At 57.4% G+C, this 14,561-nt stretch carries 13 protein-coding genes and 1 pseudogene; 5 read left to right on the forward strand and 9 right to left on the reverse strand.

Translation table 11 applies throughout. The features are described from left to right. Both GEOB_RS01710 and GEOB_RS01715 read left to right on the forward strand, forming a co-directional pair. On the forward strand, window positions 1-1,758 hold the full coding sequence (locus tag GEOB_RS01710) for an autotransporter assembly complex protein TamA (protein WP_012645447.1): 1,758 nt from the start codon (window positions 1-3) through the stop codon (window positions 1,756-1,758). Continuing rightward, window positions 1,755-5,741, forward strand: a complete 3,987-nt coding sequence (locus GEOB_RS01715; RefSeq protein ID WP_012645448.1) for a translocation/assembly module TamB domain-containing protein — start codon at window positions 1,755-1,757, stop codon at window positions 5,739-5,741. The genes GEOB_RS01710 and GEOB_RS01715 overlap by 4 nt, the downstream gene beginning before the upstream one ends. Here the strand turns inward: GEOB_RS01715 and hemG are convergent. Further along, window positions 5,738-6,265 carry a menaquinone-dependent protoporphyrinogen IX dehydrogenase gene (hemG, locus tag GEOB_RS01720; protein WP_012645449.1) on the reverse strand — a complete coding sequence of 176 codons (528 nt, stop codon included), beginning with the start codon at window positions 6,263-6,265 and terminating at the stop codon, window positions 5,738-5,740. The two genes, GEOB_RS01715 and hemG, sit on opposite strands and share 4 nt — an antisense overlap. Before the next feature lie 53 nt (window positions 6,266-6,318). Beyond that, complete coding sequence (locus tag GEOB_RS01725; protein ID WP_012645450.1) at window positions 6,319-7,002, reverse strand: WG repeat-containing protein; 684 nt, start codon at window positions 7,000-7,002, stop codon at window positions 6,319-6,321. Window positions 7,003-7,249: 247 nt separating this feature from the next. On the opposite strand from GEOB_RS01725, the pseudogene GEOB_RS01730 reads away from it, so the two are divergent. Together GEOB_RS01730 and GEOB_RS01735 are read left to right on the forward strand one after the other, a co-directional pair. Beyond that, window positions 7,250-7,528 (forward strand): annotated as a pseudogene (locus tag GEOB_RS01730) (type II toxin-antitoxin system RelE/ParE family toxin); the annotation flags it as partial. Next, entirely contained in the window at window positions 7,518-7,832 is a 315-nt protein-coding gene (locus tag GEOB_RS01735) for a helix-turn-helix transcriptional regulator (protein ID WP_012645451.1), read from the forward strand. The pseudogene GEOB_RS01730 and the gene GEOB_RS01735, both read left to right, overlap by 11 nt. Before the next feature lie 72 nt (window positions 7,833-7,904). On the opposite strand, the gene GEOB_RS01740 is transcribed toward GEOB_RS01735, so the two are convergent. Continuing rightward, window positions 7,905-9,071, reverse strand: coding sequence for a phosphoribosylaminoimidazolecarboxamide formyltransferase (locus GEOB_RS01740; RefSeq protein ID WP_012645452.1), 1,167 nt, complete (start codon window positions 9,069-9,071; stop codon window positions 7,905-7,907). Window positions 9,072-9,413: 342 nt separating this feature from the next. Then, on the reverse strand, window positions 9,414-9,611 hold the full coding sequence (locus tag GEOB_RS20380; protein ID WP_041267036.1) for a hypothetical protein: 198 nt from the start codon (window positions 9,609-9,611) through the stop codon (window positions 9,414-9,416). 294 nt (window positions 9,612-9,905) lie between these two features. Between GEOB_RS20380 and GEOB_RS01750 the strand changes: the two genes are divergently transcribed. Further along, on the forward strand, window positions 9,906-10,400 hold the full coding sequence (locus GEOB_RS01750; protein WP_012645453.1) for a Slp family lipoprotein: 495 nt from the start codon (window positions 9,906-9,908) through the stop codon (window positions 10,398-10,400). A 128-nt stretch (window positions 10,401-10,528) separates the two neighbouring features. On the opposite strand, the gene GEOB_RS01755 is transcribed toward GEOB_RS01750, so the two are convergent. The 5 genes from GEOB_RS01755 to GEOB_RS01775 all read right to left on the reverse strand — a co-directional run bounded on the left by GEOB_RS01755 (window position 10,529) and on the right by GEOB_RS01775 (window position 14,550). Continuing rightward, window positions 10,529-11,170: an NUDIX hydrolase gene (locus GEOB_RS01755; protein WP_230199008.1), complete on the reverse strand. Its 642-nt coding sequence runs from the start codon at window positions 11,168-11,170 to the stop codon at window positions 10,529-10,531. Window positions 11,171-11,491: 321 nt separating this feature from the next. Continuing rightward, window positions 11,492-11,710, reverse strand: a complete 219-nt coding sequence (locus GEOB_RS01760) for a CDGSH iron-sulfur domain-containing protein (protein WP_012645455.1) — start codon at window positions 11,708-11,710, stop codon at window positions 11,492-11,494. Window positions 11,711-11,731: 21 nt separating this feature from the next. Continuing rightward, complete coding sequence (locus GEOB_RS01765) at window positions 11,732-12,322, reverse strand: YceI family protein (protein ID WP_012645456.1); 591 nt, start codon at window positions 12,320-12,322, stop codon at window positions 11,732-11,734. A 660-nt stretch (window positions 12,323-12,982) separates the two neighbouring features. Further along, window positions 12,983-13,786, reverse strand: a complete 804-nt coding sequence (locus tag GEOB_RS01770; RefSeq protein WP_012645457.1) for an ABC transporter ATP-binding protein — start codon at window positions 13,784-13,786, stop codon at window positions 12,983-12,985. Next, the gene (locus GEOB_RS01775; protein ID WP_012645458.1) at window positions 13,783-14,550 is read right to left on the reverse strand and encodes an ABC transporter permease; all 768 of its coding nucleotides are present in this window, start codon (window positions 14,548-14,550) and stop codon (window positions 13,783-13,785) included. Before GEOB_RS01775 ends, GEOB_RS01770 begins: the two co-directional genes overlap by 4 nt. Window positions 14,551-14,561: the final 11 nt, after the last annotated feature.

Genomic DNA, 14,561 nt, shown 5'->3' on the forward strand with positions numbered 1-14,561 from the left:
ATGGGAAACAAAGGTGCATACCTCATTGCCATGCTAATTGCCCTGCTTGCCTTTCTGCCGCCGGTTTCGATGGCGGCAGAGTCGGTGGAAATCGTCGTCACCGGGGTGGAGGATGAGGCGCGGACCAACGTGCAGGAAGCCCTCGCCTTGCCACCGGGAATGGTGCGGGAGGGAAAGGTCGATCGCCTGTGGCTTGAGCGCTTTGCGCGCCAGGCACCGGACAGGGTGCGCACGGCACTGCAGCCGTTCGGCTATTACAACGCCCAGGTTGAAACGAACCTTTCGGAGGAGAGAGGATACTTTCGCCTCATGGCACAGGTTTCTCTGGGGGAGCCTGTGCGTATATCGGCACTGGATGTGGCTCTGACAGGGGCCGGGGCAGGAGAAGGGCGACTGAAAGACCTTGTGGATGTCTTTCCCCTGGAGAAAGGGGATATATTGCTGCAGCAGCCCTATGACCAGGCCAAGGGGGGGCTGGAAGCGGCAGCCGAGGAATTAGGCTTCCTGGATGCCCGGTTCACAGCCCACGAGATCCGCATTGATCCTCCCAGAACATCGGCCCGAATCCGGCTCGTCATGGATACGGGGGAGCGGTATTTCTTCGACGGTGCGACCATCGAAGGTGCACCCGATTATCCCGAGTCCTTCCTGCGCCGCTATCTGAGCTTCAAGTCGGGGGAGCCTTTTTCCTACAGCCGCCTGGGTCAGACCCAGCTCAACTTCAATAACTCGGAGCGTTTCAAGGAGATCGTTGTTACCCCCCACAAGGAGGAGGCCGCCAACAATACCATACCCGTTTCGGTGCAGCTGAAACAGGCCTACCGCCGCAGCCTGAGGCCCGGACTCGGCTATGGAACGGATACCGGTGGCCGTTTCTCCCTCCGTTACCGGGATCTGAACATGCTGCACCGGGGCCACGAATACTATGCCAATCTCTTCATTTCCCAGCGCCTGCAAGGCTTTGCCAGTGGTTACGTCATCCCCGACGCCGACGATATCCGTAGCTCCACATCGTTGCAACTGAATCTGCAGCGTGAGGAAACCACTTACGTCAGTCGTCTCGTGGCACTGGAGCTGGACAAGAACCGCAGTTTCGGCAGGGGGGAGCTTGGAACTGCTTACATCAGACTGCAGCGGGAAAGCTTCACCATCGGCAGCGAAAATTCCAGTTCCAGGCTGGTCCTGCCCGGCCTGCGTTTCACCAAGGACCATTACGGCGACCTCATCAGGCCGGAGAGGGGCTTCCGTTATTTTTTCGATGTGCGCGGCACCCACCAACTGATAGGTTCCGACGTGGGGCTGATCCAGCTGATCACGGAGGGAAGCGATCTGATGCCGCTGCCGTGGCGACTGTCGCTCCACACCAGGGCCAAAGTTGGCCTTACCCTGCTTAATGATCCCATGGCTGATCTGCCGGCCTCGCTACGCTTTTTTGCCGGCGGCGATCAGAGCGTCCGCGGTTATTCCTACAAAAGTCTCGGCCCCCGCGATGCCACCGGCGAAGTGGTGGGGGGCAGGCATCTGCTGGTCGGCAGCATCGAGCTGGAGCGCGCCCTGTTCAAGGACTGGGGCCTCTCGGTGTTTTATGACATCGGCAATGCCTTCAACAGTTTCACTTCCGTCAAACTTTACAGCGGTGCCGGGGTGGGGGTCCATTACTATACCAGGGTCGGCGTGGTCAATCTGTCCATAGCCCGGCAGTTGGGGGTCGACAATCCTGCCTTCCACATCCATTTCACCATAGGGTTGGAACTGTGAAACGTGCCATCGCATACGGGCTGGCTGTTCTGCTGGCGGTGCTGCTAACTGCGGCCATTGTGGCAATGGGCTGGATTTTTGGCACCACAGCCGGTGCCCGCTGGACACTGCAAAGCCTTTCACGGTACACCCCGTTGCAGATATCGGCGGCAAGGGTGGAGGGGAGGCTGCTGGATAGCCTGCGGCTTGAGGGGGTAAAGATCCGTAGCGGCCTGAAACAGGCAACCATTGGCCAGCTGGAGTTCCAGTGGCGACCGGTTTGGCTAGTGACGGGAAGTCTGGTTGTTGATGAGCTGGTGTTAGCTGCCGTAGCTGTACGGGATGATACTCCGTCGACCAAAAAGCCGCTGGACCTGAGCTGGCCGCGACTGCCGGGGTTGGCGGACCATGTGGATGCGGAAATCAGAAGCTTGCGGCTGACGGATTTGCGCTATCGTCATGCGGATGCCGAGCCGGTACAGGTGAAAAACCTTGCAGCAACCATCTCCTGGCGCGATGGCGTTCTATCCCTTCCATCAATGACCATGACTACCGATGGGGGAAAGGTTAAGGGGAAAATGGCGGCTGGATTCCATCGGCCGTCACTGGCTATGGATCTGGTGATGACCCCGGCAAAGCCGGTGGCGCAAATGGACTCATTGTCAGTTTCCGGCCGTCTGCTGCCCGCCACTGCTCCGGAGCAACTGGTGGGGCCGGTTCTTGTTACCGGTCGCGCCAGGGGTGCTCCACAGCTGGAAATAAAGACCGAGCTGGGCTTGACCCGAAACGCCTTGAACCTGCGCCGGCTGAAGATAATCAGGCCGGGGAGCCGGGGAGCCATTACCGGTGAAGGAAGCATCAATCTGGCAGCTGTCGAGCCGGAGGTGAAGCTGTCTCTTATCGCTGCTGACCTGGACCTGTCCCGGGAACTGAAGATGCCGACCGATCTATCCGGCAGCCTGACACTGACGGGAAGCAGTAAAAGATATCAAGGGCAGTTCAGCATCGGCAATCGGGGGAAAGGGTGGCGGGACGCGTCCCTTGCCGCAACCTTCCGTGGTGGAGATAAAGGACTCAGCCTGGCGCCCCTCAATGGCTCAATGCTCGGCGGCACTGTGGCTGGTATGCTGGAAGTGGACTGGCTTGGCGGCATCACCGCCAAGGGCAGATTGCAGGGGAAAAACCTGGATCCGGCACGGCTGGCCAAGGACTGGACCGGCAACGTCAATTTCAATGCCGCTGCGGAAGTGGCAGTGCCGAAGCAGGGGAGCCTGCAGGGGAAGGCGGATGTGGTTTTGCTGGAGAGCCGCCTTCATGGACAGCCCCTCAGCGGCAGGGTCAAGGGGGAGCTTGCCGGGAAAAATCTGCAGATAGCAAATCTGGACCTGCACGGCAGGGGGTTTGATCTGCACGGCTCAGGGGATGTGAGCCGGCGGTTTGACTTGGCCGCGGTGGTGACCGATCTGTCCAGGCTGGTGCCGGAGACCGCCGGAGAGTTGCGGCTGGCAGGGTGGGGCGTCTGGAAGGATGGCAGCGCAGCCGGCTCCATCAGCGGCAGTGGTCGTAAACTCAAGGGACGCGGCCTGGGCATCGAAAACGTCAACTTTGAAGGAAGGGTTCCCCAGGGAAAGGACCAGCCGGTCCACCTTGCCGCTTTCCTGCAGAAGGCGGCGTACCGCCAGTTCCAGGCCGACTCGATCCGGCTGAAAATGGATGGCAGGATTTCCGACCATTTGCTCAGCCTGGAGATGACCGCCCCGGAGGCGAGTATTAACCTGGCCCTGGCCGGCAGTTACAGCGGTGGGTCATGGCAGGGTACCATCAACCGGTTTTACGGCCGGGATCGCATCGGCCCGTGGAGACTGCTTGCTCCCACCAGGCTGCAGGCAAGTTCGGCAAAGCTGTCGCTGGCACGGATGGCCCTTGCCGGAACAGGCCGGGAACGCCTTGAAGCCCGGGCCGAGTTCAGTCCGGGGCCGGTCACTGGAGACGTGGATGTGCAATGGGAGGCGATCAGCCTGAACAGGCTAACCCCATGGTTGCAGGGAGTGCAGGTTACGGGACTCAGTAACGGCGCCATGGCCGGTTCCGTCCTCTCCGGCGACCGGCTCTCATTCAACATCAAAGCAGGGGGGCAGGCAAAGGTAACCAGGGAGGGGCGTACCGTCACTATTGAACGGGCGAACCTCAATGGCGCTGGGAGCGAGAAGGGGATACACCTTGACCTTGATGTGAAGGCAGCCGAAGGGGTGCAGCTGGAGGCGAAACTTGCCACCGCCGCCCCTGCGAGACTTGCCCTGCCGGAGCAGGGAACCATGGAGCTGAAATGGAGAGTTGCCGATCTGGCATTACTGCAGCCCTGGATGAAGGGCAACATCAAGGTCGCCGGTGGTCTGGAGGGAGCGGCAAAGGGTAAGTTCCTGCCGGAAAACCGCCTGGAGATGACTGGCGATGTGACCCTTACCGGAGGCAATCTCCACTGGCAGAAACCGGAAGGAGAGGGAACCATGGCCCTGAAGGATGCCTCCCTCAAGTGGTCATGGCGTGGTGATACCCTGCGGGGCTCAGTGGGGCTGACCCTGGCGGAGTTCGGCCAAGCGAGGGGCAGTTTCACGTTACCGGTGCCCGCAGCCTTCCCGGTCTCCCCGGATCCCCATGGTGCGGTCTCGGCGGCCCTCTCCGGCCGGGTCCAGGAACAGGGGGTATTGTCCGCGTTCATGCCAGGTCTGGTCCAGGAAACCCATGGGCAGGTGGATGTGGATCTTGGAGTCGGCGGAGTTTGGCAGGAGCCGAGGCTCCATGGCAAACTGCAGCTTTCCCAAGCCGGCGCCTACCTGCCCGCAGCCGGCATCACCCTGAGGGATGTGACGCTGTCGGCCAATCTGGACAAGGACCAGGTGGGGATAACCCTTAGTGCAATATCAGGCCCCGGTCGGCTCAAAGGAGAGGGGGTGGCCCTTTTGAAAGGGTGGCAGCTGGACAGCTATCGGGGGATCATCACCGGCGACCGCTTTCAACTCATTCATCTGCCGGAACTGGAGGCTTCAGGTTCGCCACAGCTATCCTTCGATGGCACCCTGAAAAAACTGGCGGTGCGCGGCGAGGTGCGCCTGCCGGTACTTCTTATTCACGGGCAGCCTCCCCGTGCCGGCATCCAGCCTAGCAATGACGTGATCCTGGAAGGGGCGCCGGCAGAGAAAAAAGCGCCGCCACTGGCACTGGATATTCAGGTCCGGGTCACCCTCGGAGACCGGGTGCTGGTCAAGGCGGAGGGAATCGATGCGCAGATGGGGGGAAGCATGGACCTTACCCTTGCCAGCTTGGACAACATCAGCAGCAAGGGGGAGATCAAAGTTGTCAAGGGGCGCTACAAGGCCTACGGCCTTGATCTGGCCATCGCCCGTGGGCGGGTTTTCTATGCCGGCGGACCAGTCAATGAACCGCTGCTGGATATCCTGGCCCTGCGTACGGTCGGAGAGGTGCGTGCCGGGGTTACGGTTAGCGGCACTCCGCGGACGCCGGTGATAAAGCTCTATTCGGTCCCGGCGATGCCGGATATGGATATCCTTGCCTACATGGTACTGGGCCACCCTCTGGGTGCCAGCAGCGAACAGGCGGGTCTCATGGCCCAGGCGGCGGGGCTGCTTCTATCCACCGGGCAGTCGGTGGTGCTCCAGGACCAGATCAAGAACCGGCTCGGCCTCAGCACCATCGAGATCGAGAGCGGCAAGCAGGACGCGGCAGAAAAGATGGGCTACAAGCAAATTCCGGTCACCCCCAGCGGCGTCGCACCTGCCAAACAGGCCGATGCCGGTGTCTCCCAATCGATCCTCACCCTCGGCAAATACCTGACGCCACAACTTTATATCAGTTACGGCCGCTCCCTTTTTACCGGCGCGAACCTGTTCCGTCTCCGTTACGATATCTCAAGGCGGCTGCAGCTGGAGACGGAAACCGGCAGTGAGAGCGGCGTCGACCTCTACTACAAGATGAACTTCAATTAGATTTTTGCCATGCGCCGGCCGAATTGATCCACCTTTTCCCAGTCGGTGAACTCAATGACAGTCTTGGGATCGGTCGGCCCCTTGGTCATCCACATGATCAGCCTGATCATGAAACGATCGAAGGGAGTATAACTGGGGTAATCGATCTTGCCGGCGAAGACCGCAAGTTCCCTGGGCTTCCAGGAAATACGTCGGAGAAATTTTTGCAAGTAGGGGTTTTTTTCGGGGATGTTCTTCTCCGGCTTGCGGGCCACGACGTTGACGGAGAAAAAGGCGTTGGGCTTGCTCTCCAGGAGGGTGCGGTTCTTCTCGATGAAGCGGGTGATGAGCGGGCTGTGCTTGCCATAGCGGATGCTGGCGCCGATGACGATTTTATCGTAGGAGGCAAGGTCGATCCGGTCCGCATCCTCAACGGGTACCATGGCCACCTGATGCCCCTGCTGCTCCACAACCTGCTGCAGCCTGTGGCATATTTTCCTGGTCTGGCCGTCGGTGGTTGAATAGACAATGAGGAATTTTGCCATGGGTATCATCCTTTCTATTGTTGTTCCGGGAGTGTTCAAGAGGGCCGGAAGGGTCAATACTTGACCGGTCCCCAGACGAAGCGGCCGGAATGATCGATGTATCCCTTTTTCCCGTCGATTTCCACCAGCGCCAGTCCGTCGACGAAGGCATCGGCGTTTTCGAAGGCAGGCTGGATGGCGATTTTTCCGCTCTTGCCCACATAGCCCCATTTGCCGTCAGACTTGATCCTCGCCAGCCCTTCGGTAAAATCGTCCACATCCTTGTATTGAGCGGGAACGACCTTCCTTCCGGCTTTGTCGACAAAGCCCCAGCGGCCATCGATCTTCACTTTTGCCATGCCGTCCCTGAAATTACCCGCATCTTCGAATTCAAGGGGAATTTTTACCTTGCCGCCATGGTCCACAAAGCCCCACTTCTTTTTGCTCCTCACCTTGGCCAACCCTTCGGAAAACTCGTCGTTGTCGTCATAGACCGGTGAAACGACCACCTTGCCGCTCCTGTCCATGAAGCCCCACAGGTCATTTACCTGGACCCGGGTCAGCCCCTCGATGAAACCGCCACGCACGTCATCGAACCTTGGAGCGATAACCTCTTTGCCCTGGTGGTTGATAAAGCCGATTTTGCCGTCCCGCTTGATTTCGTAAAGGACAGCTCCCTGCTTCTTCTGCTGACCGCCAAAGGCGGGCAGCGCCAGGGAAAGCACGAGACAGGCAAGAGAGAAGATCAGTCGTTTCATGGGTGGACCTCCTGGATGAATTAAGTCTATTCTGGTTACTTTGTCAGCGATTAACGGGGCTGCGCTTGACCTGCGGGCGGTTTTATCGCCCGGTCACTGTCTGAGCGCGTGTTGGGCATTATATGCTCTCCGGATGGTTGGCGACTCCTTTATAATACTTTTATTTTTATAACATGTATGATATATTTGAGTCTTGGTTTTTCGACTTTAATATTACAACGAAGCTGTCGAGGCCGAGCTTGATGCTTGGCCTGTGGGCTTGCGTGCGCGCTTCCGAGCTTTGACCATACGCATGGAAGAATACGGCCCAAATCTGGGAATGCCCCATACACGGGCGCTTGGCAATGGTCTTTTTGAAATCCGCGCCAAAGCGGAAGAAGGAATCGGAAGAGCATTTTTCTGCACCATGGTTGGGAGAAAGATCATAATTCTACACAGCTTCATCAAAAAGACGGACAAGACACCAAAACGGGAACTCGGTGTAGCGCTTGCTCGTCAGAAGGAGGTAATCAATCATGAGCTATAAACCGGTTTCGTACCACCCCAAGAAAGAATTGGAGAAAGATCTTCAAGACCCCAATTTCAAACAGGCATGGGATGCCTTGGATGATGAATTTGCAGCCTTGGATGCCCTGCTGGCGGCACGCAAGCAGGCGGGACTTACCCAAGAGCAGGTGGCCGCTAAAATGGGTGTTTCACAGCCATCGTTGGCGAGGGTTGAGGCTTCGCTCGGTTCTCACCGCCATTCCCCATCTCTGGAGATGCTTCGCAAGTATGCAGCCGCTGTTAACTGTAAACTTGAGATAAAACTGGTACCACAGCGTTCATGACCTAACCAGGTTTCTTACGAGGAAGCCGCCTTTTAAGGCGGCCTGCATAGCGGAAAAGGGGTCAGCCCGGTCTCAATGCAGGAACAGCCGCAGTCCCGTATGCAGCATGGTCATGTCGTACTGTTTTGCCGCTTCGGTAACCTCTTCATCACGCAGGGAGCTTCCTGCATGCGCCACGAACTGCACGTTGCTTCTGTTCGCTCGGTCGATGTTGTCACGGAACGGGATGTAGGCATCGGAAGAGAGGCAGATACCCGGAAACTGTTTCACCCATTCCAGCCGTTCCTGTGCGCTGATCGGATCAGGTTCTTTCATGAACCCCGTACGCATCTGCTTCTTTTCCGCTTCCGATAGTTGATCCCACAGGAGGAATTGATCCACGATATTTGCCTTGTCCGGTTTCTTCAACCCTTCTCTGAATGCCAGATTGAGCGTCTTCGGGTGCTGTTGCAACAGCCACTTGTCGGCCTTGTCACAGGCGAGGCGGGTGCAGTGGACTCTGGATTGTTGACCGGCACCCATACCGATTACCTGCCCCTCGTAGGCAAGACAGACGGAGTTGGACTGCGTAAATTTCAGGGCAATTGTCGCCACAATGAGCGTTTCCGTAATATCAGGCGAAACCGACTTGCCGATTGTCACGCTGTTTTGGAACAGAGCTGCTGAAACCGGGGCGGTATTCCGTTTTTGCTGAAGCCCGAAGCCGAAAACCTCGCGCTGTTCAATTTCGGCAGGTTCGTAGTCAGGGTCGATCTGAAGGATAAGATACGTGCCCTGCTTTTTGGCTTTGAGTATTTCCAGGGCAGCCGGTTCGAAGCCCGGTGCGATGATGAGGTCAGATACCTCGCTTTTCAGGACGTTTGCCAGGGATACGTCAACAATGTCACTGACGGCGGCCACGTCGCCAAAGGAACACATCCGGTCTCCCCCTCTGGCTCTGACGTAGGCGGTGGCGACCGGTGAAAGATCGCTCTGCGACAGGAATTGCGATGCGCAGTATGAATCCGGAAGAGCCCCGGCAACGGCAGCTCCGGCGGGGCTGGTGTGTTTGAATGAGGCGGCACCCGGCTTGCTGGTGGCAATTTTGAGTTCACGGGCAAGTTGCCATGCACCGAGGGCGTCGAGGATATTGATGTAGCTCGGTGTGCCGTTCAGAACCTGAAAGCCGGAATTTTCGGGAATGATCAGGTTTGCTGGTGTTTGATGGGAGTTGCAGCCGTATTTGAGTTTGATTTCCATATGTTCGTCCTTTCAACTAGTTATTGACCGGTTAGAGCAGGTTCCTTATATAGGAACCCGCTTGCCTGTATAGGTGATTTGATCCTCATATAGGGAACTAGAGTGGTTCCTTATATAGGCCATTTTTAAACAAATTTTGCTTATCCGTGGGCTCCTTATATGGGTAATTTCTTGCCTGTATAAGGAGCTTCCTTCATGCCGGGATGATTCGCTCTTCCAACTTTGTGCCACGAATCTTACCGTAGGGGACAAGCCAGACTTTTCCCTGTGGGTCCCATTTGGCGCCCGTCGATTTGAGCTGGTTCCGAAAGGCCTTTTCCGTATAGGCCACGATGACGGGAACTACGTCTCATCCTGGTATGGTGAGCGTCTGCATGGCTTTTCTTCGACGATGTTCTCGACCGTCTTCAACCGAACTCCTCGCTTTTCATCATACCGGTACCGTACACAAAGGAGCGCATCGCCGTACTGCTCCACAAGCTGCTTTGTCCCCTTTTGCCCCGGTTTCAGGTGGGTCTGCGTTTTCATATCCTTCAGCATTGATTCCCCCGCCTCAGGCAGCTCAAATTTATGGGCTGCCGTCGCTATCCGGCATAATGGAAACATAATTAAAGCATGACAACATCTACACCAATAACTGGTCGCTTTCAATTGAAATATCGCCATTTTAGCGCAGCAGGGGTGTAAATTTTTTTTACAACTTCAAAGAAACTATAAGGAAATAAAGGGGATATACGGTGTTATTTTCTGCTCATGAGGAGTGCACTGCAGCATTGACATCGTCCCGTTTGCCGCCAGACTTAAATTGAACCATAGCTGCAGAGGAGGTCTGCGATGCGCCTATGTCTGTTGTTGGTGCTGATGATGATGAGTCTTTCCGGTTGTGCCGGGGTCTTCAGCGACGAGACCCTGAACAGGGTGGAGTGGGATGTGCCGTTCAGCGTGCTGCGGGTGCAGCCCGAGCAATATGAAGGGCGCCAGTTTCTCCTTGGCGGTGCGATTGTCGCGGTGCGCAACGGCCGGCATGGGGGAGAGCTGGAAGTGGCGCAACTGTCCACCGATGATAATGGCCACATTAAGGACAATCCCACCTCTGGAGGGCGCTTTCTCGCCAGGAGCGGCGATTTCCTCGATCCGGCCATTTTTCGGCGGGGGATGCTGGTGAGCCTGGTGGGTCCGGTGACGGGGAAGGAGGTCAGGGAACTGGCGGGGCGGGACTATGCCTATCCGGTGCTGGAGATCCGGGAAATCCACCTCTGGCGGCCGGAGGAACGAAGCCGCGAGCCGCGTTTTCATTTCGGCTTTGGCATCGGTACCTTCATCCATTAGCAGGTTGTTGAAAAACTGTTGCGGGTCCGATCTGCTGCGTTATCACTCGCTCAAAACCTCAGCGTACAGTGGGTACGCTTCGGCTTTTCGTTCGCTTAAGCCTTGCATATCGGCCTCCTCTCGACGTTTTACAACAACCTGTTAGGGGTCATGGCCTTTTTCAACTGGTGCAGCAGGTCGTAAGTGATTCCCCAGAGCTGCCGTTGCCGGGGTCCGGGGATAGAGACTGCCGGGAAGCTCCTCATGCGTCCCTTGAACAGGAACCTGATCCGGGCATGGCCCGCCGGGTCATCCATGTTCCGGAGGGGAAACCAGAAGGCCTCGGCCACCTCCTGGGGGGCCGGGTGCAGTACCGGCTCATCCCGAAGGGCGTAAACGAAGCAGGATACGACGATATTCAAACCGCTCGGGGCAATGTCGTTGAGGCGCCCCAGGTAGCGGGCGACGGACAGGTCCAGGCCGAGTTCTTCCCGGGTTTCCCGCTGGGCGGTGTTCATGGGGCCGTTGTCGGCGCTTTCCGTTCTCCCCCCCGGCAGGCCGATCTGGCCTGACCAGTAGTCCTTTTCGTTGACCGATCGCTGGATGAGCAGGACGCTCAGGCCGTCCCGCCGCTCGCGCAGGATCATGGCCACTGCGGCATGGTCGCCGGGCTTCCCTGTCCGGGGGCGATGGCGGCCGAGCACGCGCTGAATCTGCTCGAACGAGTCCATGCTGCCTGTCCTCAGCCCTTGCTGACGCTCTGGTCGTGGTGAAATGGCTTGTATCTTCATTGTATAACTCTTTGCTTTCATGGCTATGTCCAAAAAAAGGTCATCCGTGAATTACGTGGAATAAAAGGCAGTCGCACCATCGTCCGTTCGCTCTGTCGCCACAGCTGCGGACCTTGCGGGGCCGCCCGCGTTAATGGTGCACGATTCTTGAATTGGTTGGTTGCCTCCGTTCCACATGCGGCGGGTGTCCGCTCGCCGCTGTAGCTCATCGTTCACTCCCGCCGTCCCGACTGCCTTTCCTTAAAGTGTCTGAAGAACACAAAAAAGGCCGGACCGGCAATGCGCCCGGTCCGGCCTTGTCATGCCGCATGTTTTACTGCCCTACTTGGCGCAGCTCCCGTCGCAGAAGGGGGCGTTAGCGGTCTTGCCGCAGTTGCAGAGATATACCTGCTGCTTCTCCTTGACTTCAAAGGAGATGGGGGTGCAGTCGGTCACCTGGTGGGCGCCGTCACAGAAAGGTGTGGCGGCTTTTCCGCAGGTACAGCGGTAGTAGGTTCCCGGTTCCAGTTCCAGTACGATCGGTCCTTGTGCTTGGGTCATGGTAAGTTCTCTCCTTGGTGCTTATTTATTTTTGATCAGTTCGATTTCGAGAATTATGGCGATTTCTTCACCAACGGCTACCCCACCGGTTTCAAGGGCGGCATTCCAGACCAGGCCGAAATCCTTGCGGTTGATGGTAGTGGTTGCTGTGGTGCCGCGGCGGAAGTTACCCCAAGGGTCCTTGCTTTCTTTGGTCAGGGCATCCACATCGAGCACCACTGGACGGGTCACTCCGTGCAGAGTCAGATTGCCGGTAACTTTAAGCTTTTTCCCTGCTTTCGCCACGCTTTTGGAAACGAAAGTCATGGTCGGGTATTTGGCCACATCGAAGAAATCGGCGCTGCGCAGGTGTTCGTCACGCTTGGCGGCGTTGGTGTTGATGGATGCGGTGTCGATGGTGACGTCAACCTTGGACTTGGTGATGTCCTTGTCGTTGAGCTCAAGGACGCCAGCTACCTTCTCGAAGCTCCCCTTGACATTGGAGACCATCAGGTGGCGGACTTTAAATCCCACGTTGGAATGATCGGCGTCGATCTTCCAGCTGGAGGCCGAAGCGATGACCGGCAGGGACAGGGCGATGATTGCTGCGATGGATGTGACAATGCGTTTCATGGTTGTTTCTCCTTTTGTTGTGTTGATAATAAATTGTTTAATATTGAACTTATTGCCTAAAAAATTTTTCTGCCTGGATCTTATGGGTACTGTCGGTGTGCTCCTCCTTTATATTTTTTCGGGGTGATACGCTCGCAATTGATTTAAAATCATATCGTTTGAACTTAAACTATATTTTTCTGAAACAACTGTCAACTATTTTTTTCAGTTGGGCAAAAAAATTCTTCCAGACGTTTCCTGGGGACATAACAAGGCAGTCGTGGCGTCGTCTGTTCGCTCTGTCGCTACTGCTGCGGACCTTGCTGTGTCGCCCGCGTAACGGTGCACGATCCTTCAAGTGACGGATCGCCTCCGTCCAACATGGGGCGGGCGTCCGCTCGCCGCTGTAGCTCGTCGCTCACTCCCGACGCCACGACTGCCTTCCTCGGAAATGTCTGAAGAACAAAAAAATCGCCAACGGCTATGGATAGGCCGTTGGCGATTACAGCAGCACGGAAACGGGGGATATTTTGTCCTGGCAAGGAATACAGGGGATTGCGCGGAGACGTACGGACCCTCTCTCTATCTCTCTCTCATAGGGAGATAGCATTCTTTGCTTCCCCCTTTATGGGGGAAGATAGAAGGGGGGATGGGTACGCCCCGCAAGCAAGGCCGCAGAGACTAGATTGTGTATTCAGCGGCCATGGCCGCACGTTTATGCACCAGGTGGAATTCTTCGAAGAGTTCACGGCGAACGGTGGCGAAATCGTCCGAGGTACGGTCCCGGGGATGGGCGAGGGGAATGTTGAGCACCTTCTGTACCCGTCCCGGGCCGGAAGCCATCAGGACGACCCGCTGGCCGAGTGCTATGGCTTCATCCAGATCGTGGGTGACAAAGACGACGGTGGAGCGGGTCTCTTCCCAGATGCGCAGCAGTTCGTCCTGCAGATGCAAACGGGTGAAGGCATCCAGGGCGGCGAACGGCTCGTCCATGAAAAGGATGCTCGGCTCCACGGCCAGTGCACGGGCGATGGCCACCCGCTGCTTCATGCCTCCCGAAAGCTCATGGGGGTGCTTTTCGGCAGCATGGGCAAGCCCGACCAGTTCCAATGCGGCCAGCGCCCTTGGTCGGGCCTCGGCCGCGGAGATTCCGCGGGCCTGCAGGCCGAAGAGGACGTTGCCGAGGACCGAGCGCCAGGGATACAGGCCGTAGTCCTGGAAGATCATGATGTGGTCCGGGTCGGGGCCGCTGACCGGTTTGCCGTCTATGGTCACCAGACCGCTCGAAGGGCGCTCGAAACCCGCCATGAGGTTGATGAGCGTTGTCTTGCCGCAGCCGCTGGGGCCGACCAGGCAGACGAATTCGCCGGCTCCTATCTGCAAATCCACCTGGGTAAGAGCGGTCTGCATCTCTCCACGGGCAGAACGGAAGCGTTTTTCCACCCCCTCCAGAACAATCTGAGCAGTGTTTGCAGCAGCATTCATTGGCTTACCCCCCAGCGCCGGCCGATAATTCGCTCCAGCGATTTCATCCCCCTGTAGATGGCCAGACCGAGCAGGCCGACCAGCAGCATCCCGGCCATGATCTGGTCGGTACGCAGGAAGTTGCGGGCATCGACGATCATGAAGCCGAGCCCCGACTGGGCTCCCAGCATTTCCCCTGCCACCAGATGGATCCAGCCGGTTCCCACCGCTATGTGCAATCCAACCATGATCCCCGGAAACGCTGCCGGGACGATGACCCGTAGAAAGGTCATGTCTGCCCGGGCGCCGAAGTTGCCGGCCACTTTGAGATAAACCGGTGGAACGGCCCGTACTGCACTGATAGTGGCAAGCAGCACCGGATAAAAAGATGCCAGGAAAATGATGAAAACCGCCGGTGCATTGCCGATACCGAACCAGAGAACTGCAAGGGGAAACCAGGCAATGGGGGAAATGGGGCGGAGCACCTGGATAAGCGGGTCAATGGCTTTGTGGCAGCGGATGAAACGGCCAAGGAAAAGCCCCAGGGGAATCCCTGCCAGTACTGCCAGTAGATAGGCCGCCCCGAAGCGGGCCAGGCTGATGCCCATGTGGCTCCAGAGGGTGCCCATGTCTGCAAGCTCAACAATGGCGCGCACCACATCGCTCGGGGCGGGGAACTGTTCGGGTGGGTAGCGGCGGGCAGCCACCTGCCAGAGCAGGGTGAAGGCGATCAGGGAAGTCAATGGCAGTGCCAGTCGGGCCAATTTGCTGATGAAACCATTCATAAGCGTTTTTC

The organism is Geotalea daltonii FRC-32 (assembly GCF_000022265.1).
GTDB lineage: Bacteria > Desulfobacterota > Desulfuromonadia > Geobacterales > Geobacteraceae > Geotalea > Geotalea daltonii.